This is a genomic window from Paenibacillus sp. J31P316 (assembly GCF_056269105.1).
Genome location: NZ_JBWDNI010000002.1, coordinates 454,800 through 475,123, shown reverse-complemented (window position 1 = coordinate 475,123; position 20,324 = coordinate 454,800). Strand labels below are relative to the sequence as shown.

Here is a 20,324-nt window from a genome sequence, read left to right as displayed (position 1 = left end):
CGGCGTCTCTTTGCTTTTAATCGATTTTGCAGGTATTCCAAATCGTGCATCGGCGTCAAATCGGAAAGCTGAAGATTAGTAAACTTCCAATTCGAACAGGGAGTAGCCGTATTGCGTATTGCGCGCCGTTCCGTTTACTTTGACGTAACGGGCATCGACGGGGGTAAGGAAGATATTGTCGATTCCGCCGTCTCCGCTTGTCGTCGCGTATACCGTCGTCCAGTTGGCGCCGTCCTCGGATACTTCGATCGAATAGACTTTCGCGGAGGCGTTCTCCCAATTCAGAAGGACGCGGCTGACGGTCGTCGTCTTGCCCAGATCGACGCTGATCCATTGCGGATCGCTGAATGCCGATTCCCAGCGCGTGCTTTTGCTGCCGTCGACTGCCAGCTTCCCGGCTTGAAGCGCGCCATCGGAAGAAGCGGCGTTCTTGCCGAGCGCAAGGTTGACCGCCGAAGCAATCGGCTGTACGACGGTAACCTTTCCGTAACCTGTCGCGATCACGGCTACTTCGTAAGGATTGGCTTCCGTGAACAAGGCGGCGTTAAGCGTGAGCTTGCCGGCTGTCACCGTGTATTGATTGGCTTGAAGAGCTGCGCCGTTAAGCTCGATTGCGGTGATTGCGGCTCTCCAAGCTGCATCGTCCGCGAACGAAATTTCGATCGGTTTGCCAAGCACGTTATCCGTCGTATCCGCGGTCAAAGCCGGTCCTGCGAGAGGGGCTTTGTCGCCGGCATAGACCTCGAACTCCCACAGCGAGAAGCCGTAAGGGGATCCGCGCTTGATGCCGTTCATCTTCACGTATTGCGCGCTGACGGGAGCGAACGAGATGTCGTCGACGTCGCCGTTGCCATTATCGGTAGCGTATACGGTCTTCCATGTCTGCCCATCCGCTGACACGTCAATGGTATACGCTTTGCCGTACGCGTTCTCCCAGTTCAGGACGACGCGGTTAATCGTATGGACCGATCCAAGGTTAACGCTCATCCATTGATTGTCTTGGAAAGCAGACTCCCAGCGGCGATCCGTGCGGCCGTCGACCGCATCGGCGCTGGAGCGGTGATAATCCGGCGACGAAGCCGTCGGTTTGCCGAACGCAAGGTTGAGCGGATTCGGGTTCTGACCCGGGTCCGGATTCGGATTCGAGTTGCCCGGTTGATCTTTGGCGCTAACGGATTGTTGAACGGACGCCTCCGTGTATCCTTTCGCTTGCACGGAGATCAGGTAGGATTTGGCATCCTTGAATAAGGAGGCATCCAACGCGATCGTTCCGGCCTTGACTTGATATAGAGCAGCGCCAATCGTCGTGCCGTCGATCGAGACGGCTTCGATCGCGTTTCTCCATGCCGCCTCATCGCCGAAGGAGACTTCGATCGGCTGGCCGACAACGGCGTTCGTCGTATCGGATACGAGTTCCGGCGCGCTCGGCAGGCCGGCTCCGCTGCCGTACACTTCGAATTCCCAGAGCGAATAGCCATAATTCGTTGTCCGTGCCGTGCCGTTTACTTTGACGTAGCGCGCGGAGATCGGCGCAAATCCGATGTCATTGACGCCAGGCTTGCCTGTCGTCGTCGCATAGACCGTCTTCCAAGCCTTGCCGTCGGCGGAGACTTGGACGGTGTAGCTCTTGCCGGCTGCATTCTCCCAATTCAGAAGGACGCGGCTGACAAGCGCTTCCGCTCCTAGATCGACCGTAATGAACTGCGGGTCGCTGGAGGCGGATTCCCATCTCGTTGCCTTGTTGCCGTCCACCGCATAGCTGCCGGCTTGATTCGGAGCGGGCGACGTGAACGTCGGTTTGCGCAGGGCAAGGTTAACGTTGGAGCTGGTTATGATCGTCTGCTTCACGGCAGCCGGGGCATAGCCCTTCGACTCGATCGTGATGTCGTAGCTGCCGGCTTCAGGGAATAAGGAGCCGTTCAGCGCGATGGTTCCCGGCGCGGCTTGGTATTGCGCAGGGGATACCGGCGTGCCGTTCACTTTCACGGTCTGGATGGCCGTTCTCCAATCCGCGGCATCCTCGAAGCCGATGTCGATCGGCTGACCGGCGCGGTTCATCGTCGAATCCGCCACCAGATCCGGCGCGTCCAGGCTGCCTGCCGGGCTTCCGTACACTTCGAGCTCCCATAAGGAATACCCGTAGTTCGTCGTGCGTTCAGTGCCTTCCACTTTGACATATCTCGCGTTCACGGCAGGGAAGGTAATGTCGTCGATGCCTTCATGGCCGCGAGTCGTGCTGTACACGGTTGTCCATTGTTGACCGTCCGTCGACACTTGAACGGCGTAGCTCTTGCCGGCCGCGTTTTCCCAATTCAGTCGGACATGGCTGATCTTATACTCCGACTTCAAGTTAACCGCGACGAACTGCGGATCGCTGAATGCGGATTCCCAGCGCGTGTCCGGTTTGCCGTCCACCGCGTAGGAGCCCGGGTTATTCGGTTTATCCGACGTGAAAGTCGGCTTATTCAGCGCCAAATTAACGGTCGAGTCGGTAATCACGACTTGCTTCACGCTTGCGTCAGGATAATCGGTCGACTGAACCGCAATCGTGTAGCTGCCTTCAACCGGGAACAACGAACTGTCGAGCGTGATTTTTCCCGCTTCGATCTCGTATCGGGCAGGATCGATTGCCGTACCGTTCACGAGCACGGCATGAATCGACTCGCGCCATTTCAGATGATCGGCGAACGTCACTTCGATCGGCTGATGGATTTGATTCAGCGTTTTATCGGACGCAAGCACGGGGGACACGTTGGCATCCAAATCCGTTACTTTCGTCGGATCGACTTTCACGAGCGACTTCGGTCCGACAGTCGCGGAGCCCGTTACGCCTGCCGCATCGTGGAACGTCACCGTAACCGCTTCGTTCGTCGGGTTCCATACCTCGGCGGAATAAACGGCGCCTTTCTTGTATACGGTCGCGCCGGACCAGCCGCCCGCCCAAATGTCGTCGGTGCGCGTTCCGAGCGTTGCCATGCTGTGCACGAACCAATAGGTATTGAAAATTTCGTTCTTCTGCGTGTTATCGACCGTAAACTTATCGAGCACCGCCTGCGGGTTGCTCAGTGATTCGATCGGCCAGACGATATGGTACCACGCGTTCTCGGGGCCTTTGTTATCCTTCACCATGCCGTTGTACAAGTCGGCGGCTTTGGCGGGATCGAAGCCGTAACTCGTCAAATATTCGCCTGTCGGCAGCCAGTGAATCCCGTACACATTGACGGGGTCTCCGCTGAAGAAGGTACCGAAGTTATACGCGCTTCCGTACACTTGGCCGACCGATTTGTGATTGAAGCCCGGCAGCCAGTTGTCGTTGTCGTAATTGAACCAGTATTGCTCGATGGCCTTCAGCTCCGTCGTGAAGCCGTAGATGGAGATGTCGCGGGTCGCTTTGTCGCCGGACAGCAAGCTCCACATGTATTCGCCGACCCAGCCGAACAGCGATTCGCCGGCCGCTTCCTGATTGTTCCCGTTGTTGTTGTCGCCGTAACCGCCGGCCCATGAATGGCCTTCGTACGGATCGAAGTTGCGCAGGAACGGATAGAGCGGATCTTCTTTGGACGGATTGGCGTAATCCCGGATCAGATGCTCGACCATGCCGCCGTAATTGTCCTTGAAGTCTTGGTCGTAGGTCGCGAGCACGGCAGAAGCGAAGACGTAGTAACCATAAGTGAAATGGTGGTCCGTCAGACCTGTATTCGCGCCGAATTCGCTGTTTTTGTAATACATGGTTCCCCACGTCGGGTCATAGTACATGAAGTAGTCCGGTTCGCCTTTGGTATACGTGTACCAATCGGTCAAGATCGTTCGCAGGCGCGAGAGGAACGTTTCTTTATACGCTTGATCCCCGATTTGGTCGGCGATCAGGACGCCCATCGCCAGCGGATGCAGCACTTTGCCTTGCCAATACGCATCGCCGGACATGATGTTCTTGGACGTCGCTTCGTCCAGGTAGCTTAATTGCGCAAGCAGCGCGTCGCGGGAATAGGAAGGATCTCCCGGCTCCGTGAATTGAGGCACGATGCCGTTGAAGCGATCCGTCGTCGTGAACGAATTGCCTTCATGAAGCTTCAGCGTTCCGCGAATGGAAGGATACGCAAGCGGCGTCAGCGTCGAAGACGATTGCTTCCATTGATGCGGAAGCAGCGCCATCAAGGTCGTCGGCTCCAAGTCCGAACGCTTCCGGTCGATCTCCACGTCGAAGCGGGTCGTCACCTCGGAGGTGTTCTCGTCGAAGCTCGGCGTCACGATCGTATTCTTGACGAAGGCGTACCCGTGTTTATAGAAGTAGTTCAAGTCGCCCGCTGCAGGCATGGATGCCAATGACAAGTAGTTTTGTCCGCCGCCGAGACGGATTTTGACCTTGTTGCCGACTCTCATGAAGACGGAGCCTTCCGGCACGAATATGCCGTAATTGCGGACTGTTTTCGTCGCCTGCGGGGAGCCGTCTACGTTCGCGACCGCGAATCCGATATGGTCTGCCGTCAACGAAGCGCCTTCGGCCGCGAGAACCGGGTTGCCCTTGTCGTCATAGAAGCTGGCGGAGAGCGGGAAATACAATTCCGATGTCGTCGGATCGCTGAATTCCGAATACAAATACGGCGAACCTTTGACGAACGTCGTTGACATCTTATCCGTGTCGTTGTCGCTCAGCGCGACGGTAGCGGACCAATCGCCGTAACCGGTCACTTTGTTCTTGATTTTGCCGGTGCTGATATTGCCGGCATTCAAGTAGAAATCAGGTGCTCCGTCGGCCGCTTGCGAATTGCCTGTATCATTCACCCAACCCGCGCCAGGAGTAAGGATGCCGAGGCCGAGCGTGGTGTATTTGGATTTCAACGGGAGCGTGATCAGGCTGTCGCTCAAGTTCTTGATCAAGACCGATTGCCACCAGTCATTGGACGGAATCGGCGCGTTCAGCTCATCCGATTTGTTCATCGGCGGACGAGGCTGCGGCATGTTGATATCGCTGGTGAGATAGCTGCCTTTGCCGACGTCGACCGTGGAAGCGACAGGGAGCGACGGAATGGCATAATCCGGCTTCGGATCCCCGTACACGTAGTCATAGACGCCGAAATCGATCAAGGAGTAGCCGTAGCTGGTCGTACGGCTGATGCCTTTCATTCTTACATAACGGCCGCTGGCATACACGGGCGTATCCATCCAGCCGTCCGTACCGTTCATTTCCCGGTAGATCGTCTTCCAATGGACCGTATCGTCGGATACCTGGAGATCGTAGATGCGGCCGGCGGCGTTCTCCCAATTCAGGCGGATACGCCCGATGTCGCGCACTTTGCCGAGGTCGACATAGATCCATTCGTCGCTCGTGTGAGCGGAGGACCATCTGGTCTTCGCGTCGCCGTCATTTGCATTCTCCGGCGGCATCGCCGGTTTATCCTTGTCGGCTTTCTCGTAGGAGGAAGCGACGACCGGTTTATTGCGGGCAACATCCTCGCCCAGTACGACCGGAAGGAGATTGCTTCCGCCCGTGCCGTAGACCTCGAACTCATAGAGCGACACGCCGTAACCGCCGCTCCGTTCCAGGGACAACAGCCGCACGTAACGTCCTTGACCGGACAACGCGATCGTGTCGACGCCGCCGTCGCCTTTGGTGTCCGCGTAGATGTCTTTCCAAGTCGACTCGTCGTCGGACACCTGGATCTTGTACGACTTCGAGTAGGCGTTCTCCCAGCGGATGACGGCCTTATCGATCGTGGCTTGGGCGCCGAGATCGATGTAGATCCATTGCGGATCCGAGCCGAACGCGCTGCCCCAACGGGAATCCAAGCTTCCGTCAACGGCCTTGTCGGGCGTCAAGCCGCCTTCCGTGGAAGAGGCATACGCCGCTCCCCCATAGGTTAGCAGATGGGAAGCCTCGTTTCCCTTTGCGCCGGCTGCCGAAACGGTCGATCCGTTCCATGAACCGAGAAGCAAGGAGAGAGTGAGCACTGACGGTGCCGTCAGCGGCAATTTCTTACGAACCTTTCTTGCAATCGAACTCATTCCACCAATTCCTCCTCTTTCTCGCCTTAAGGACATCCTTATGAGACATTTCCCGAAATAAAGAAATGTCAAATTCCAACATAAATTGCTAAATTAATTGGAATTTTTTTTCAGCGCAATTATATCTTCTGCCGATTTCCGTTCACAATGAGCGAAAAATCCTACTCCGACTACTTTCTAGGTCTCAGGGCATGGGGATGATGTCGATTCGTGATCATGCGACGCATATGTCAATAGAAACATAGCAGCAATGTGCATGGAGGGCGATGTCAACTTTCGACTCAACGGGGAAGAGGGTTCTATTTCGGTTGGCAGTGTCCGGGATTGCAATCTCGGTAGGTCGAACGACCTTATTGGCCTACGACGAAAGAAATAGGTCGTATTGAACGACTTTACAAAACCTTAAGGGTCTGATTAGGCTAATAAATGCCATCCATTTCCTGTATGAGTCAAAACAAGAGACATTTGTCATAGATAAATTCCGTTTTGCGGCGCTTGCTGAAAATAAAGCATGGTGAGAATTTCGTTGGAAAAGCGCGGGTCATCCGAGGGGATTCGGAGCTTAAATGAAACGGTTTAGGTGGATGTACCCATGGGCCTGCGGATGCATGGGGCATCGTCTTTACGCCTTACTCGACATGGATTCCTCATCTCCAGCTCGCGATTTGCATGGGCAAATACGGCAAGCTTGAGCAAACGTACGGAAACAGCCATCCGCGCTAATGCGATGGGTGTTTCGTTATCCATAAATTCGCGGAGGCGGAACATGTTATTCATTCGATGATAATAATTGACGGGACACCGAACGGTGTCCTATAATCAAAAGCGACACCAAACGTAGTCCAATTGATGATGGACAAAACATTAGGAGAGGGTGTTGTGAGCGATAACAACCAGTTGCGGGATGTATTCGACGCGATTGCGGATCCAACGAGACGCCGGCTCATTCGTCTGCTGGCAGAGGCGCAGGAGATACCGCTCCATGAATTGACGGCACAGTTCCAAATGGGCCGGACGGCGGTGTCCAAGCATTTGACGATTCTTAAAGAAGCGGGACTGGTGCTTGACCGCAAAGTCGGCAGAGAAACGCGATTCCGGCTAAACGCCGCCCCGCTCAGGGAAATTCAAGATTGGGTGGGGTTTTACAGCAAGTTCTGGAGCATGAATATGATGCGCTTGGAGCGACTACTCGAGGAGGACGAAGAATGACGTTAGCATTATCCTTGGATTATCAGTACACGACGACGATCGAGAAGGCATGGTCCGCATTAACCGATTCGAACAAGCTCGCCAAGTGGATCATGGAAAATGATTTCAAGCCCGTCGTCGGACATCGGTTTCAGTTCCGCATGCAGCCGAACGAATATTGGGACGGCATCGTTACCGGCGAAGTGCTGGTCGTCGAAGCGCCGAATCGTCTGTCCTACAGCTGGGCCACCGGAGACGAGAAGCACACGGTTACTTGGACGCTGCGGGATCTCGGGGACGGCAAGGTGAACCTACATCTTGACCAGACCGGATTCTCCAACGTGCATGGCCTTGAAGGCGCCAGATACGGCTGGGGCAATTGGTTCCGCGGCTTTGAACAGGTGCTGGACCAATAGACAGAATACGATCGGAAGGACGTGAAGCATGAACGAATCGAATCAGGAGTATATCGTCATCGCGGGTGCGAGGGAAAACAATCTGAAGAACGTATCCTTGCGCATTCCGAAGCGGAAGATCACGATCTTCACCGGGGTATCCGGATCCGGCAAGTCCTCGATCGTCTTCGATACGATCGCCGCGGAATCGACGCGCTTGCTGAACGAGAACTTCAGCATGTTCGTGCGTACGTTCCTGCCCCGCGTACCGCAGCCGGATACGGACGCGATCGAGAACCTGAGCATGGCGGTTATCGTCGATCAGAAGCGGCTCGGCGGCGGTTCCCATTCCACGATGGGCACGATCACCGATATTTCTCCCATTCTCCGGCTTCTCTTCTCCCGTGCGGGCCAGCCTTACGTTGGACCCGTGAACCTGTTTTCGTTTAACGATCCGCAAGGCATGTGCCCGGAATGCAATGGGATCGGCCGCAGGCTGGGCGTGGATATGAGCAGGGCCGTGGATATGTCCAAGTCGTTGAACGAAGGGGCCGTCATGCTGCCGGACTATGGGGTGGGCGGCTGGGAATGGAATATGATCGTGCAGTCGGGGTCATTCGATCTCGACAAGAAGCTTAGCGCGTATTCGGAAGAAGAGCTAGAGCAGCTGCTGTACGCCAAAGCGAGAAAAGTGGAGATGGATTTCGCCGGGAAGGCCGTCAACGTTACGGTGGAAGGCATCATCGAGAAGTTCACCAACAAATACATCAAGCAGGACGTGAAGACGAAGTCCGAGCGTACGCAGAAGATCGTTGCGCCCTTCATTACCGAAGGACCCTGCTCCAGCTGCCGCGGCGCGAGATTAAGTCAGGCTGCGCTGGGCTGCAGGATCAACGGACGAAACATAGCGGAGCTGTCCGCGATGGAGGTTGGAGAACTCGTCCGCGTCGTTCGCGAAATTGACGATCCGATCGCCGCGCCGGTCGTTAAGTCGCTGACGGAGCGGCTGCAGCATCTTGTGGATATCGGACTTGACTACCTGACGCTGGACCGCGAGACGGATACGTTATCCGGCGGCGAATCGCAGCGCGTCAAGATGGTGAAGCATCTGAGCGGGAGCCTTGTCGATGTCACTTATATCTTCGATGAGCCCAGCATCGGCCTGCACCCCCGCGATGTGCACCGATTAGTCGGGCTGCTTCAGAAGCTGCGCGACAAAGGCAATACCGTCATCGTCGTCGAGCATGATCCCGACGTCATCAAGGTGGCGGATCATATCGTCGACGTCGGACCTCATGCCGGCAGCCGCGGCGGTACCATCGTATATGAAGGAAGCTACCAGGGTCTGATGGAAGCGGGCACGTTGACAGGCAACCATTTGAAGCGCCAGCTTCACTTGAAGCCTGATTCCAGGCAGCCGTCCGGGAAGCTGTCGGTCAAGAATGCGACCCTGCACAATCTCCGGGATGTGAGCGTCGATATCCCGACCGGCGTGCTGACAGTCGTGACGGGTGTCGCGGGTTCAGGCAAAAGCACGCTTATCAGCGACGTCTTCCTAGGGCGCCATCCGGACGCGATCGTCATCGACCAATCGGCGGTCGGCGTGTCCACGCGCTCGAATCCTGCGACCTACACGGGCATTATGGACGATGTGCGCAAGGCGTTTGCTTCGGCGAACAAGGTGAACCAAGGCTTGTTCAGCTTCAACTCCAAGGGGGCTTGCGAGAACTGCCAAGGACTCGGCGTCGTGTATACGGATCTGGCTTTCCTCGATAGCGTGAAGCTGCCATGCGAAGTTTGCGGCGGCAGACGGTTCAAGGAAGAGGTGCTCGCCTACAAGCTGGACGGCAAGTCCATTGCCGACGTGCTGGAAATGACGGTGGAGCAGGCATTGGATTTCTTCCAGCTCAAAGAAGTGGTGCGCAAGCTTCAGGCGATGAGCGACGTGGGGCTGAATTACATTACGCTCGGCCAGCCGCTCAGCACGCTCTCGGGCGGGGAATGCCAACGCATCAAGCTGGCGAGCGAGCTGCATAAGAAGGGCAGCATCTATGTCATGGACGAGCCGACAACCGGCCTGCATATGTCGGATATCGGTCACTTGCTTGCGATCATGAACCGCCTCGTGGATGCCGGCAATACGGTGATCGTCATCGAGCACAATCTCGAGGTGATCAGCCAAGCGGATTGGATCGTCGATATGGGACCGGACGGGGGCAGCAAGGACGGCCGGCTGGTATTCGAAGGCACGCCTTCGCAGATCGTTCATGCGGAGCAGTCGATCACGGGTCGTTATTTGGCGTAAGCCGTTCAAGCGGAGTTAACCGAGTTGAATAAGGAAGGGGAACCTTATGTATATCGTTTTCGTTATTTTGGAAAGCTTTCTGATTCTCGCCATGGGCTTCGGAGGCGCAAACAAGCTTACCGGCTCGAAGGCTTTTGTCGAGATTTTCGAGAAGCTTGGGCTCCCGCAATGGTTCCGCGTGGTTACGGGATTTGTCCAACTCGCGGGAGCAGCCGGACTTGTCATCGGGTACTGGTATCCGGCAGTCGCCGCATGGGCCGGGATTTGGCTCGGCATCACGATGCTGGTCGCGTGCCTCCTGCACTTCAGAGTCAAGCATCCGATCGGTGAAGCGGTCCCGTCTATCGTGCTTACTTCGATTGCAACCGTCATGGTCGTCATGCATGCGCTGGAAGCGCAGCATCCGTTTCAGTAACAACGCGCAGCCGACTTAATTGATGAACAACTAAATGAACAGCATAAATGAACAGCGAAGACGGTTATTCCTTGAGGGGAAGATCGTCTTTTTTTGTTGATCATCTTGATGCTCGGAATGGGGTTCGAAAATTTAATCTTAATCGTAATATTGACGATTAAGACCGACTCTGCTATCGTTACTTAAGCGTAATAATTACGTTCAACCATAGAGTTGAACGTTTTCTTTGGCCTTTAATCGTAATTATTACGCAATTCACGATCTGCCACTAGAGTCGAATTTGGGAGATTGAAAGGATGATTTAGGATGCTGCTCGCCGCGCTGGAAGAAATATCGTTCGGTTACGGAGATGTCCCCTGTCTGGAGAACGCGAACATCGAAATCCATACCGGGGAGTTCATTGCCGTGACCGGTCCTAACGGTGCAGCCAAGTCGACGTTACTTAAGCTTGCGCTTGGATTACATAAGCCATGGCAGGGCAATGTCGCATGGTCCGCATGCAATCAAGAGGGCGAGAAGTTGAAGATCGGCTATGTACCGCAGCAAATCGCCTCGTTCAACAGCGGATTTCCGAGCCGGGTCGCCGAATTCGTGCGCTCGGGTCTGTACGGTCATGGCAATTGGCTCAGAAGGCTGAAGCCTGCAGAGAAGGAATTAGCGGAAGAAGCGATGCGGGGAACGGGAACATGGGAGCTGCGCGATCGCAAAATCGGCGAGCTGTCGGGGGGACAAAAACAACGGATTTGCATCGCCAGAGCACTGGCCATGTCTCCGGATTTATTCGTGCTCGATGAACCGACGACCGGCATGGACGCGGATAGCCGCATCCGATTCTATCGCCTGATGCGGGAACAGATCGATCGATTCGGCCGAACGGTCGTGATCGTCACGCACAACCTGGAAGAGCTGGAGCCGATGCTGGACCGGGTCATTACGCTCGAGAGGAGAGAGGAAGGAGGATGGAAATGCTGCACTACGACTTTATGCTACGGGCATTTTGCGCCGGTGGAATCATTGCGCTGATGGCATCCGCGCTCGGCGTCTACTTGTTATTGCGAAGGCAGGCTTTGATGGCCGACATGCTGTCGCATGTGTCGCTCGCCGGTGTCGCCGCAGGCGCATGCATGCGTATCAATCCCACGATTTCCGGATTTATCGTAGCCGTTCTCGGTGCCATCGCCGTGGAGTACGTCCGCAAAGTCTACAAGACCTATAGCGAGCTTTCGGTCGCGATTATCATGGTCGGCGGTCTGTCCGTATCCATGATTCTCATGAGCATGAACAAGACGATGAACAAGAGTTTCTCTTCGTATTTGTTCGGATCCGTCGTTGCGGTCACTCGGACAGAGCTTCTCTATATGTCTGCTGCGGCCATCATTGGCGCGCTGTTCTTCTTGTTCTTGCGCAGACCGCTCTATCTGATGGCTTTCGACGAAGAGTCGGCGAAGACGAGCGGCGTCCCCGTCCAATGGATTTCGCTCGGCTTCAGCATCGTAACGGGGATGATCGTGGCGGCGGCCATGCCGATCGTCGGCGTGCTGCTCGTGTCATCGCTGATCATTTTGCCCGCTGCGCTCTCGATTCGCATCGCGCCGAGCTTTACGGCGGCGGTATTCGTTGCGATGGGAATCGGACTCGCCGGCACTTGTACGGGATTGGCAGCATCCTACGAGCTAAGTACCCCGCCCGGGGGGACCATTGCATTGGTGCTCCTATTGTTCTTAGTGACGGGTTTAGGCTTGAAGAAAGCGCTCGTATGGATAGGATCGAAACAAGCAAGCAAATCGAAGCAAACCAATATGGAGGTCGCCAATACATGAAATCAACATGGCTATTATCATCTATCGTCATAACTGCAGGACTGGCATTTATCTTAACCGGATGCGGAAAACAAGCAGCAAGCTCGGATGGGAAGCTGAAGGTCGTGACGACGTTCTATCCCATGTACGAGTTCAGCAAGCAGGTCGCCGGAGATCATGCGGACGTTGTCGCCCTTATTCCGCCGGGAGTCGAGCCTCATGATTGGGAGCCGAGCACGAAGGACATGGCGGCATTGAAGGAAGCGGACGTCTTCGTCTACAACGGAATCGTAGAGGGATGGGTGGACGGCGCGCTGTCAAGCGCAGCGAACAAGCAGCGCATCGTTGTCGAAGCGAGCAGCGGAATAACCTTACTGGAAGGGCAGGAAGAGGAAGAACACGAGGAAGGCGAAGCGAAGGAGCAGGACGAAGCAAAGGATCACGACGTAGCAGAAGGGCATCCGCTGGATCCTCATGTATGGCTCGATCCCGTGCTGGCGCAGCAAGAAGTTCGTGCGATTGAAGCGGCGCTGGAGAAGGCCGACCCTGCGAATAAGGAAGATTACAAGAAAAATGCGGAAAGCTATATCGCTAAACTCAAGGAATTGGATCTTGCCTTCCGGGAAGGCTTGCAAGAAACGAAGCATAAGGAATTCGTCACCCAGCACGCGGCGTTCGGGTACTTGGCGAAGGAATATGGCTTAACCCAAATTCCGATAGCGGGACTTTCTCCCGAGCAAGAGCCGTCCCCGGAAGAGATGGCGAAAGTCGTTGAATTCGCGAAGGAACACGGGGTCAAAACGATTTTCTTCGAAACGCTCGTCGAGCCTAAAGTCGCTCAAGTGGTCGCGGACGAGATCGGTGCGGCGACGGATGTGCTTAACCCGCTCGAGGGGCTGACGGACGAAGAGAAGAAAAACAACCTGGACTACATCGGCGTCATGAAGAATAATCTTGCGGCGTTGCAAAAAGCGCTGAACGAGTAGGGAATCCGATGGGCTTTCCAATTTCGTAATGCTTGCGGATAGAAAGCAGACCGCCGTTAACCTGTGACCCAGGTTAATGGCGGTCTGTTTGTGTTGCATCTTGATCTCATCTTGATGCGCGCTTCACTCGTTCTTGATCTCGAGTCGCTAGACTAGCCTTAGTCGCGAAGATCTAACGAGGAGGATGAGGATGAAGAGGACGAAGAAGACCAGGAAGAGCTTGCTGTTGATCGTTAGTCTTGCACTGATGCTGAGTGCTGCCGCTTGCAGCGGGGGCAACGGGGAAGTCCGGACATCGACGGAAGGAGGGGGCGGAACGCATTCCCCGAATCCGGAGACCGACGACAGCCCATCAGCCGCGAATGCGGAAGCCGACAAACCGACGTCGACGCCTACGCCGGCGCCCGATCCGAACAAGCAAAGCACCGTCGTGATAGCCATGTACGGGTACGACCCCTACTATGAGGATGCGAAGAAAGCCTACGAAGCGCAGCATCCGAACACGAAGATCGACGTGAAATACGCAGCCAAGGATTTCGATCCGTCCGGCCTGCTGGTGGAGAAATTCAGGACCAAAACGGCGGCCGATTTCCTCGGCGGCAAAGGAGCGGATCTGATCGTCATGGATGATTTGCCTGCCGACCATTATATCGGGCAAAACTTATTGGCCAATCTGAGCGGCATGATGGATGGCGATCCGGCATTTCGGAAAGCAAATTATTTTCAAAACCTGCTGGACAACGTGAAGCAGAGCGACGGCAACGTATATGCGCTGCCTTTATCGTTTAACTTGTCCGGCCTGCTGGCGGACGAGGAGGTACTCCATGGGACAGGCGTGCAGGTTGACGACAGCGGCTGGACGTGGGAGCAATTCAGCGGCATCGTACAGGAACTGCCTCTGACGGGCCCATACAAGTACGGTTACTTCGAGAAAGCCAAGACGAACATGTTATGGCGATTGCTGACGTCATCCTATTCGCAATACGTGGATCAGGTGAACCGGAAGGCGAAGTTCGATTCCGATGCGTTCATCGGGCTGCTGAATCGAATCAATCAGTTGGAAGCGGAGAAGACCGTCACCTTTGACGTCAAGAACTTCATAGGCAATAACGTGTATTTTCAGCCAACGGATGTCTATACCTTGAGCGATTACAAGGCGCGTTTGAAAGACAGCAAATTGGCGCACCCGAAGCTCTATCAATCGCCGAAGTCGGAAGGGCAGCAAGCCGGAGGCTTCTACGCGCCGCATGCGAATATCGCGATTAACGCGAATTCCGACGTGAAGCCCGAAGCATGGGACTTCCTGAAGTTTCTGATGTCGGGCGAGGGGAGAACGTCGGACAAGGAATCGGAAGATTCCTCCTGGTATAGCATGTTCCCGGTATCCAAATCCGCGTTCGAGGCACGGGCGGCGGCTGCGACGCGGGAAGGAACGATTAACCAAGCGGAGCTTCAATCGTTAACCGACTATATAGCGAAGGCGGCCAATCCGGTCGTCATGCTTCCGGGCGAGATCGAGCTCCTGCTCTTCCAGAAAACGCCGGCTTTCTTCAGCGGGCAGAAGTCGGCCGAAGCCGTCGCGGAATTGATGCAGAACAAAGCGACGACGTATCTCAATGAATAAGCGCCGGCTTCGCGGTTGGCCAGGAAGAGACGGGCCGGTTGCCATGATGTTTCTGGCGCCAAGCTTGCTTGGGTTCTCGTTGTTCTATGTCCTTCCGTTCGCGCTTGGCGTCTGCTATTCCTTTACCGACAAGCTTGCGGGGGGTTCCTTCGTCGGGCTCGCGAACTACAAGGAGCTGCTCGGCAGCAGCTCCTTCCGCCAAGCGGCCGTCAATACGCTGCTGTTCACCGGAATCGCCGTCCCCGTGCTGATCGTGCTGTCGCTTGGGCTGGCGCTGATGCTCAACCGGCGCCTATGGCTGAAGAAGGGGCTGCAGACGGCGTTCGTCCTGCCACTCGTCGTGCCGGTCGCTTCCATCGTCATGATTTGGCAGATTTTCGTCGATTGGAATGGAACTTTGAACGCATGGCTGCACGGCCTGGGGCTGCCGCGGGTCGATTGGATGAACTCGAACGGGTCGATGGCCGTGCTGGTAATGATCTATATTTGGAAAAACATCGGCTACAATATGATTCTGTTCCTTGCGGGACTCCAATCGATTCCGCAGAGCTATTACGAGACGGCGCGCATCGAAGGGGCAGGCGGCACCCGCCAGCTGTTCTCCATTACGCTCGTGTATCTCACGCCGACGATGTTCTTCGTGATTCTCGTCTCGATCATCAATTCCTTCAAGATCTTCAGGGAGACCTATCTGCTTGCGGGCGATTACCCCTATGACCGCATTTATATGATGCAGCACTATATGAACAATATGTTCTTCTCGCTGGACATCCAGAAGCTGACGGCCGCAGCCACGCTGATGGTCGGATGCATCGTCTTGCTGGTATCAGGCATGCTGACGATCGAGCGCCGCTTTCAGGAAAATTTGGAGTAACGGGGAGGCCGCTTATGCAGATGATCCGGATCCTTCCCAGGACAGCGCTGTTTGTCTTGCTCGTAACGGCTGCAGCGATCCTATTCCTTCCCATCGTGCTGACGATCGCGAACTCTCTGATGACGCCAAGCGAGTTCGCGTTGAACTACGGACTGCTCGGCAAGATGACGGACGCCGCGAGCAATAAGGACGCCTTCGTCAATTTGAAGCTGATTCCGGACTGGGTGACCTTCTCCCAATACAAGAAGCTGCTCATCGCGACGCCGAGGTTTCTGCAGATGTTCTGGAACTCGGCGGGACTCGTCGTTCCGATCGTCCTCGGACAGACGCTGTTCGCGTCGCTTGCCGCTTACGCGTTCGCCAAGCTTCGGTTTAAAGGAAGGGATGCGCTGTTCTTGATCTACCTGATGACGATGCTGATGCCGTTCCAAGTCACTCTGGTTCCAAATTATCTCGTTATCGATCGCTTGGGGCTGTTCAATACGGATGCGGCGATTATTCTGCCGGGCATATTCGGCGCGTTCGGCGTCTTCATGCTCCGTCAGTTCATGGCGCAGATTCCGACCGCCTATATGGAAGCGGCCAAGATGGACGGCGCGGGGCATGCGGCGATATTCGTCCGCATCTTCCTTCCTTTGGTCAAGCCGGGAATCGCCGCGCTCACCGTGCTGCTGTTCGTCGACTACTGGAATATGGTCGAACAACCGCTCATTTTTCTGGAAGACGCGTTCAAGCAGCCGTTGTCGCTCTATCTGCTCCAAATTCGCGATCAGGAGAGCGACGTGATCTTCGCCGCTTCCGCGCTGTATATGAGCCCGATGATTTTGCTGTTCTTGTATGCCGAAACCTACTTCGTCGAAGGTATTCAGCATTCGGGAATCAAGGGGTAACGGAAGGAGGCGATGCAATGGAAGCATCCATCAAGCCAGCCGCTGCGCGGAGCCGGAAGCGGGTGATTGGCCTGATTGCCGGACTATTCTGCGCGTTGCTGATCGGTCTAACCTTATTCAGCCATACGCTGTTTGCGCTGACATTGCCCAAGGTGACGACCGAACAGCCAGTCATCGGCACGCTGAATTCGGCGTTCGAAGGGGAGGCGGTCCTGCACGCCGTGTCGGAGCTGGACTTGTCGAACCCGGCCGGTGGCCAAGTGACGAAGGTGTTGGTCAAGGAAGGCGACGCGGTGAAGAAGGGACAAGGTCTCGTACGTTACGAGAACGTAGATGCCGAGCAGCAGCTTGATACGGAGAAGGCGTCGCTCAGAAAGCTGAAGCTGCCGCTGCCAAGCTTGCAGCGGGCTTATATGGAAGCGATGCGGGAAGCGGATCCTGCAGCGCAGAACGACGCTCGCATCGCGCTTGAAAGCGCGACGATCGATATTGCCGCGCAAGAGAAGCGCATTCGGGCTTTACAGAACCAAGCGGATGAGCTTCAGCTGCTTAAAGCCCCGTTCGACGGAGTCGTGAAAGCCGTGAATGCCGTAGAAGGCCTGCCTTCGGGAGCGGGCTCTCCCGATATTCGGCTCGCGAATGCGGAGAAGGGACTGCAGCTCGAGATCCAGGTTCCTGTATATGTAATCGCCGCCATGGAGATAAACGATCCTGTAGAGGCGACGGTTGCCGACGAGAACGGTCGTGCCGTTCAGGGGCGCGTTGCGGCGATCGGAGAGGGCGGTTCTGCCGGGCCGGACGATTCGGCAAACGGGGAACCGAATGCTTCCGGAGCGAGCGATGACGCTGCGGAGCGTATTCGACTGCTCGTAATCTTGCATGATAAGGATTTGCGAGAAGGCGAGCGGGTGAAGCTGAAGCTAGCGGCTGCGGGCGCGAAGGACGCGAAGATCGTGTCGACCCAGTCGGTCCACCAAGACATGGACGGCGCCTATGTGTTTGTCGTCCGTATAAGCCAAGGACCGCTTGGCAATAGGAAGATTGTAAGGAAAACGCCCGTGACCATTTCCGCAGTCAGCGGGTCGAGAACGGCGATCTCGGACGGCTTGTTCGGAGACGAAGCCGTTATCCTGGAGAGCAGCGAACCGCTCGCGGACGGCGCGGAGGTCCGACAGCTGCGGTAAGCGCCGGCCGTGTCATTTCAAGTATACTGATTGGTAGATCGCGAACGTTGGGGGAAACGCCGTATGGAAGCTAGGACGATTTTGGTCGTGGAGGACGAGCCCATCCTGAGGGAGATCGTGAAGGATTATTTTCAGAACGAAGGGTACGGGGTGCTTGAAGCCGCTGACGGCGAACAAGCGTTGGAACAAATGCGAACCGGACAAGTGGATCTCATAATCTTGGATATCATGCTGCCCAAACTGGACGGATGGTCGGTATGCCGCCGCGTTCGCAAGACGTCCGACGTCCCGATCATCATGCTGACCGCACGCGTGGACGAAGACGATACGCTGCTCGGCTTCGAGCTGGGCGCCGACGATTATGTCACGAAGCCCTATAGTCCGCCTGTGCTGCTCGCCAGAGCGAAACGCCTGCTCGACAGCCGCTCGCGGCAAACCCGTTCGTCTGCCGCGGCCTCGGATGATGCTTTGGTCCGCCACGGCATTCGCATCCATTACCCTTCGCGGACAGTGGAGAGCGACGGCGCGCGCATCGGGCTCACGCATACGGAATTCGAAATCTTCAGCTATCTCATGCAGAACCAAGGCATCGTGGTCAGCAGGGAACAGATGATTCTCAAGATCTGGGGATATGCCTATGACGGCGACGATCGCACGATCAACACGCATATCCGGAACATTAGAAGCAAGCTGGGGCCAAAATCGAAGCTCATCGCGACCGTCGTCCGTAACGGCTATCGCTTCGAGGCAGGCGAATGACAAGCCGCATCGTATGGAAATTGTTTGTGCTTACGACGTTGTTATGCGCGCTTATCTTGGGGGCCATCTACATGGGGCAGACGTTCTTCTTCAAGAAGTATTACGTCAGTCAGAAAGTGAAAGACATCCAATCCAGCCTGCAAAGCTATACGTCGCAGTATGAATCCGGAGCGGGAGACGCCAAGCTCGCGCAGTCGCTAGCGGAGGACTTTTACAGGGCTCATGGCGGTTGGCTGGCGGTTCTGGACCGCAACGGCGAGCTCATTCAAACGGACGCGTTCGACATGGTATTGACCGGCGAGAGCTTAAGCGGCCAGACCGTGACGTATACGGTGCCGCTGTATCATTTGGTAAGCGCGGACGAAGGGGAGAATTTCAAGCGCTTCCTTGCGGATGAAACGCCTTTCTGGATCTACGGCATTGTGAAAGGGAACACGTTAATCCCGGCTGCCATCCGAACGGACAACAGCGGGATGGGAATCAAAGCCGAATCGTTCGAGAACGCGGACTTGAAAAGGATCATGGACACGGTCGTGTCGGATAAATTAAACCGTATTGACGAGACCCTTGCGGAGAAATTGCAGCATGATTCGGATTACTACGGCAATAAGGCGGAGCTGTACGATCCGTTCACTTACTTGCAAGGCAAGGTCGTGAAGAAGCGGCTGCAGATGCTGGACAACACGAGCAGCCTGTTCTATACGAACGCCTTGTTTCTCGAGCGGATCAACGTTTTCCAGACGGCGCTGCTATTCAAATACGCGGGCGGGGATGCGGGTCCTCAAACGCAGGACTTCGAGCAGAGCAACGCCAAATACAAGGTGATCATTCAGCCGGTACGCGGCGCAGGCGGAAATACCGCGTATCTCTTCGCCATGGCATCGCTCCAGCCGGTCGACGAAGCCGTCCAGGTGATCGATAATTATTTCGTCTACGTCATCGTGTTCGTCTCGGTCCTGGTCGTGTTGGCCTCCTATTACTACGCCGTCAGCATCGCAAGGCCGCTGCTGCGCGTCAACCTGGTGACGAGGCAGCTGGCCGAGCTGGATTTCAGCGCGGCGATTCCCATCAAGTCGAAGGACGAGATCGGCGATCTGTCTCGGAATATCAACTCGCTCTCGCAGAAGCTCCAAGCGTATATCGGGCAGCTGCAGGACGACATCGAGAAGGAGAAGCGGCTGGAGAACACCAGGAAAGCCTTTATCTCCGGCGTCTCGCATGAGCTCAAAACCCCGCTAAGCGTGATGAAGAGCTGCATAGCGATACTCAAGGACGGCGTGGCCGCCCATAAGAAGGACCATTACTTCGACGCGATGGACAATGAAGTGAACAAGATGGATGAGCTTATCGTGGGTATGCTGGAGCTGGCCAAATACGAGTCGGGCACCTATCGCTTGAAAATGGAGACGTTCGATATCGACAGAGTAATCTCAATTGTATGCGAGCGGTTCGAAACCGATATCAACGATCATCGTCTACATCTCCGTGTTCGTTCTTCGCCTGTCCAAGTCTTGGCTAACTCGCTTCGTATCGAGCAGGTTTTGACGAATTTCCTCTCCAACGCGATCCGTTATACGCCTGAAGAGCAGGTCGTCAGCGTGACAGTGGACGAGGAGAAGGATCGGGTCAAAGTGTGCGTGGAGAATGGAGGCGTGCGGATTCCGGCCGAACAATTGGACAAAGTATGGGATCGATTTTACCGTATCGACGAATCGCGCCATAGTACGAGCGGCACGGGATTGGGGCTGGCGATCGTCAAAAACATATTGGAGCTGCACGGCAGCGAATTCGGTGCGGCCAATACGCCGGACGGCGTCGCCTTTTACTTCTGGCTTCCGAAATCGCGCGCAGGGGATTGAATAGAGGGAGTTAGCTATAAAGGAGTCAGGCCGCTATGCCAAT

Annotated in this window: 14 protein-coding genes; 13 read left to right on the top strand and 1 reads right to left on the bottom strand. The window is 55.6% G+C overall.

Going from position 1 to position 20,324, the window contains the following annotated elements:
* Positions 1 to 75: 75 nt before the first annotated feature.
* Entirely contained in the window at positions 76 to 6,003 is a 5,928-nt protein-coding gene (locus AC0YNU_RS07505) for a discoidin domain-containing protein (RefSeq protein WP_475754837.1), read from the bottom strand.
* An 879-nt stretch (positions 6,004 to 6,882) separates the two neighbouring features.
* On the opposite strand from AC0YNU_RS07505, the gene AC0YNU_RS07500 reads away from it, so the two are divergent.
* The 13 genes from AC0YNU_RS07500 to AC0YNU_RS07440 all read left to right on the top strand — a co-directional run bounded on the left by AC0YNU_RS07500 (position 6,883) and on the right by AC0YNU_RS07440 (position 20,281).
* Positions 6,883 to 7,212, top strand: a complete 330-nt coding sequence (locus AC0YNU_RS07500) for an ArsR/SmtB family transcription factor (RefSeq protein WP_475754835.1) — start codon at positions 6,883 to 6,885, stop codon at positions 7,210 to 7,212.
* Positions 7,209 to 7,607, top strand: a complete 399-nt coding sequence (locus AC0YNU_RS07495; protein WP_475754833.1) for an SRPBCC family protein — start codon at positions 7,209 to 7,211, stop codon at positions 7,605 to 7,607. Before AC0YNU_RS07500 ends, AC0YNU_RS07495 begins: the two co-directional genes overlap by 4 nt.
* Positions 7,608 to 7,635: 28 nt before the next feature.
* Positions 7,636 to 9,891 carry an ATP-binding cassette domain-containing protein gene (locus AC0YNU_RS07490; RefSeq protein ID WP_475754831.1) on the top strand — a complete coding sequence of 752 codons (2,256 nt, stop codon included), beginning with the start codon at positions 7,636 to 7,638 and terminating at the stop codon, positions 9,889 to 9,891.
* A 46-nt stretch (positions 9,892 to 9,937) separates the two neighbouring features.
* Positions 9,938 to 10,306: a DoxX family protein gene (locus AC0YNU_RS07485; protein ID WP_475754829.1), complete on the top strand. Its 369-nt coding sequence runs from the start codon at positions 9,938 to 9,940 to the stop codon at positions 10,304 to 10,306.
* Positions 10,307 to 10,612: 306 nt separating this feature from the next.
* A complete protein-coding gene (locus AC0YNU_RS07480) occupies positions 10,613 to 11,329 on the top strand; it encodes a metal ABC transporter ATP-binding protein (protein ID WP_475754827.1) in 717 nt (238 codons plus the stop codon).
* Positions 11,266 to 12,126 (top strand): metal ABC transporter permease, encoded by an 861-nt coding sequence (locus AC0YNU_RS07475; protein WP_475754825.1) that lies wholly within the window; start codon positions 11,266 to 11,268, stop codon positions 12,124 to 12,126. Before AC0YNU_RS07480 ends, AC0YNU_RS07475 begins: the two co-directional genes overlap by 64 nt.
* Positions 12,123 to 13,091: a metal ABC transporter substrate-binding protein gene (locus AC0YNU_RS07470; protein WP_475754823.1), complete on the top strand. Its 969-nt coding sequence runs from the start codon at positions 12,123 to 12,125 to the stop codon at positions 13,089 to 13,091. The genes AC0YNU_RS07475 and AC0YNU_RS07470 overlap by 4 nt, the downstream gene beginning before the upstream one ends.
* Before the next feature lie 190 nt (positions 13,092 to 13,281).
* Positions 13,282 to 14,715 (top strand): ABC transporter substrate-binding protein, encoded by a 1,434-nt coding sequence (locus tag AC0YNU_RS07465; RefSeq protein WP_475754821.1) that lies wholly within the window; start codon positions 13,282 to 13,284, stop codon positions 14,713 to 14,715.
* Complete coding sequence (locus AC0YNU_RS07460; protein WP_475754819.1) at positions 14,708 to 15,589, top strand: carbohydrate ABC transporter permease; 882 nt, start codon at positions 14,708 to 14,710, stop codon at positions 15,587 to 15,589. The genes AC0YNU_RS07465 and AC0YNU_RS07460 overlap by 8 nt, the downstream gene beginning before the upstream one ends.
* A gap of 14 nt (positions 15,590 to 15,603) precedes the next feature.
* Positions 15,604 to 16,479: a carbohydrate ABC transporter permease gene (locus tag AC0YNU_RS07455; RefSeq protein ID WP_475754817.1), complete on the top strand. Its 876-nt coding sequence runs from the start codon at positions 15,604 to 15,606 to the stop codon at positions 16,477 to 16,479.
* 17 nt (positions 16,480 to 16,496) lie between these two features.
* Positions 16,497 to 17,663 (top strand): efflux RND transporter periplasmic adaptor subunit, encoded by a 1,167-nt coding sequence (locus AC0YNU_RS07450; RefSeq protein WP_475754815.1) that lies wholly within the window; start codon positions 16,497 to 16,499, stop codon positions 17,661 to 17,663.
* 63 nt (positions 17,664 to 17,726) lie between these two features.
* A complete protein-coding gene (locus tag AC0YNU_RS07445) occupies positions 17,727 to 18,422 on the top strand; it encodes a response regulator transcription factor (protein WP_475754813.1) in 696 nt (231 codons plus the stop codon).
* Positions 18,419 to 20,281, top strand: a complete 1,863-nt coding sequence (locus tag AC0YNU_RS07440) for a sensor histidine kinase (protein WP_475754809.1) — start codon at positions 18,419 to 18,421, stop codon at positions 20,279 to 20,281. Before AC0YNU_RS07445 ends, AC0YNU_RS07440 begins: the two co-directional genes overlap by 4 nt.
* Positions 20,282 to 20,324: the final 43 nt, after the last annotated feature.

What these genes read in the sequence shown, in the direction of transcription:
- AC0YNU_RS07505 (WP_475754837.1), bottom strand. Translation starts at nt 6,003, where the DNA reads ATGAGTTCGATTGCAAGAAAGGTTCGTAAGAAATTGCCGCTGACGGCA.
- AC0YNU_RS07495 (WP_475754833.1), top strand. Translation starts at nt 7,209, where the DNA reads ATGACGTTAGCATTATCCTTGGATTATCAGTACACGACGACGATCGAG.
- AC0YNU_RS07490 (WP_475754831.1), top strand. Translation starts at nt 7,636, where the DNA reads ATGAACGAATCGAATCAGGAGTATATCGTCATCGCGGGTGCGAGGGAA.
- AC0YNU_RS07485 (WP_475754829.1), top strand. Translation starts at nt 9,938, where the DNA reads ATGTATATCGTTTTCGTTATTTTGGAAAGCTTTCTGATTCTCGCCATG.
- AC0YNU_RS07480 (WP_475754827.1), top strand. Translation starts at nt 10,613, where the DNA reads ATGCTGCTCGCCGCGCTGGAAGAAATATCGTTCGGTTACGGAGATGTC.
- AC0YNU_RS07475 (WP_475754825.1), top strand. Translation starts at nt 11,266, where the DNA reads ATGGAAATGCTGCACTACGACTTTATGCTACGGGCATTTTGCGCCGGT.
- AC0YNU_RS07470 (WP_475754823.1), top strand. Translation starts at nt 12,123, where the DNA reads ATGAAATCAACATGGCTATTATCATCTATCGTCATAACTGCAGGACTG.
- AC0YNU_RS07465 (WP_475754821.1), top strand. Translation starts at nt 13,282, where the DNA reads ATGAAGAGGACGAAGAAGACCAGGAAGAGCTTGCTGTTGATCGTTAGT.
- AC0YNU_RS07460 (WP_475754819.1), top strand. Translation starts at nt 14,708, where the DNA reads ATGAATAAGCGCCGGCTTCGCGGTTGGCCAGGAAGAGACGGGCCGGTT.
- AC0YNU_RS07455 (WP_475754817.1), top strand. Translation starts at nt 15,604, where the DNA reads ATGCAGATGATCCGGATCCTTCCCAGGACAGCGCTGTTTGTCTTGCTC.
- AC0YNU_RS07450 (WP_475754815.1), top strand. Translation starts at nt 16,497, where the DNA reads ATGGAAGCATCCATCAAGCCAGCCGCTGCGCGGAGCCGGAAGCGGGTG.
- AC0YNU_RS07445 (WP_475754813.1), top strand. Translation starts at nt 17,727, where the DNA reads ATGGAAGCTAGGACGATTTTGGTCGTGGAGGACGAGCCCATCCTGAGG.
- AC0YNU_RS07440 (WP_475754809.1), top strand. Translation starts at nt 18,419, where the DNA reads ATGACAAGCCGCATCGTATGGAAATTGTTTGTGCTTACGACGTTGTTA.